Genomic DNA, 2,406 nt, shown 5'->3' with positions numbered 1-2,406 from the left:
CAAGGTTGGCCGCCTCCGAACTGCGTTTGAGGCGCATAAGTGCTTGTAACTGCGACCGGTTTTGCCCGCTTCGGCCGCGAGCGGGCACACTTCTGCCCTGACTCATGCGGCTCCAACTGAAGTGGCCGCCAGATTTTTCATCCTCACCAGGTTGTAGGCCGCCGCCGCGAACGTGAAAACCCAACTCACCTTCTCCAAGCCCCGATGCCTCACCTTCCCCATCAGCGCAATCCTTTTCAGCCATCCGAAGCACTCTTCAATTCGCTTCCGTTTCTTCTGACTGATCTCGTATCCGCCGTGCCGCGTGGTCCGTCCGTCAATGGCGCTGCCCCCGTTCCGCTTCGTGTTCTGCACCACGTGCGGCGTCACGTTCATGTTCCGGCATTCCGCCACGAAGTCCCTGGTATCGTACCCTTTGTCTCCACCTACGGTCACTCGTTCCACCCCCGGAATCTGTTCTAACATCACCAGCGCGGCGTCGCGTTCGGCGGTGCCATTGGCTTGGAACACCTCCGTCGCTACGATCAGTCCGTTGCGGTGCTCCGTCAGCAGATTCCCGTTGTAGCTCAACTTGGCTTCCTTACCGTTCCCCTTCCGCGCCAAGCGCGCGTCGGGATCGGTGGTGGATTCGTGTGTTTCATTGCTTCGCTTCTCGCCGTGAAAATCCACCGTGGGATTGCCGCAATCATCGGGTGGTGTGTTCTTCTGGTCCTTGCGTTGAAAACTCTTCAAGCTGGCCCAGGCTTCGATCAACGTTCCGTCCACCGTGAAGTGCTCGTCACTGGTCAGGTTCTTTTCCTGCGCCTGCTTCAGCACCTCACACAAGAACTCCCGTGCCACGTCCCCGTCCAACAGTCGGTCCCGGTTCTTGGTGAACACCGTCACGTCCCATACTGGTTCGTCCAGGTTCATGCCTACAAACCACCGATACAGCACACTATAATCGATCTCTTCCATCAGCAGCCGTTCGCTCCGCACCGAGTACAACATCTGGATCAGTTGCGCCCGCAGCAACTTCTCCGGCGGAATCGAGGGGCGGCCGGTCTTTGCGTACATCGCGTCAAATCGCGCCGACATGCTCCAAAGGGCCAGGTCCGCCATGGCTCGAATGGCGCGCAGAGGATGGTCCTGCCGGACCCGCTGTTCGGGCGAAAGGTAGCTGAAAATGTCCGATTGCTGATGGTCTTGACCGCGCATACCAATTAGACGATCAGAACATTCAGACCGTAACTTGTTTCAGAGAGTTTTTCCGCATACTGCTAGTGTACTGAGTCAGAAATACGTTGATTAATGCGACGCGCCGATGCATACTTGTGTATGGCCATCGGACGCCCCACCAAACCGCTCAACGTGACCCCGCAGGAGAAAGAGAAACTGTCGATGCTGGCGCGTCGCCCGAAGTCCGCGCAAGCGATCGCCATGCGCGCCCGCATTGTTCTTGGCTGCAATGACGGACTGAGCAACGGCGAGGTGGCGAAGCGCTTACGAATCACGGGAGCGACGGTCTGCAAATGGCGGGAGCGATTTCGGGTGGAGCGCCTGGAGGGTTTACTCGACGAGCCTCGCTTGGGCGCACCGCGGTCGATAAGCGACGCCAGAGTCGAAGAGGTGATCACGAAAACGCTGGAGTCCATGCCAGGGAACAGCACGCATTGGAGCACCCGGTTGATGGCAAAGAAGACGGGCCTTTCGCAGACCGCCATCGTGCGGATTTGGCGTGCTTTCGGACTGCAGCCGCATCGCGTGGAGAACTTCAAGTTCTCCAAAGACCCACAGTTCGTCGAGAAGGTGCGGGACATCGTCGGCTTGTACCTGAATCCTCCGGATAGAGCGATCGTCCTGTGTGTGGACGAGAAGAGCCAGGTGCAGGCGTTGAACCGCACCCAGCCAATTCTGCCGCTGGCTCCTGGTGTGCCGGCGCGCCAATCGCATGACTACGAACGACATGGAGTCACATCACTGTTCGCGGCCCTGGATGTGGCCAGCGGAGTCACGATCAGCAGTTGCTATCGACGCCACCGGCACCAAGAGTTCCTGCAGTTTCTCAACGACATCGACGCGAATCTTCCCGGCGGTTTTGACGTTCATCTGGTGATGGACAACTACGGAACGCACAAGGTCAACAAGGTGCGCACGTGGTTGGCGCGCCACCCTCGTTATCACGTCCACTTCACGCCCACCAGCGGCAGTTGGTTAAACCTAGTGGAGCGATTGTTTGCCGAAGTGACCGAACGATGCGTCCGGCGCGGAAGCCACACGGCGGTGCGGGCGTTGGAGAAGGCGATGCTGGACTACCTGGATCAGCGCAACAAAGATCCCAAGCCGTTCGTGTGGACGGCGGACGCGGACCTGATCTTGGGCAAGGTCGAGCGCCTTTCTAAACGAATCTCTGACTCAGGACACTAG

2 protein-coding genes are annotated in these 2,406 nt (G+C 58.6%); one reads left to right on the top strand and one right to left on the bottom strand.

What is annotated here, in order from left to right:
* Positions 1–102: 102 nt before the first annotated feature.
* Positions 103–1,197 carry an IS5 family transposase gene (locus EPN29_13740; GenBank protein ID TAN31347.1) on the bottom strand — a complete coding sequence of 365 codons (1,095 nt, stop codon included), beginning with the start codon at positions 1,195–1,197 and terminating at the stop codon, positions 103–105.
* Between the two features lie 120 nt (positions 1,198–1,317).
* Between EPN29_13740 and EPN29_13735 the strand changes: the two genes are divergently transcribed.
* Complete coding sequence (locus EPN29_13735) at positions 1,318–2,406, top strand: IS630 family transposase (protein ID TAN31346.1); 1,089 nt, start codon at positions 1,318–1,320, stop codon at positions 2,404–2,406.

Source organism: bacterium, from assembly GCA_004299235.1.
Lineage (GTDB): Bacteria > Chloroflexota > Dormibacteria > Dormibacterales > Dormibacteraceae > SCQL01.
This window is presented reverse-complemented; position numbering and strand designations above follow the sequence as displayed.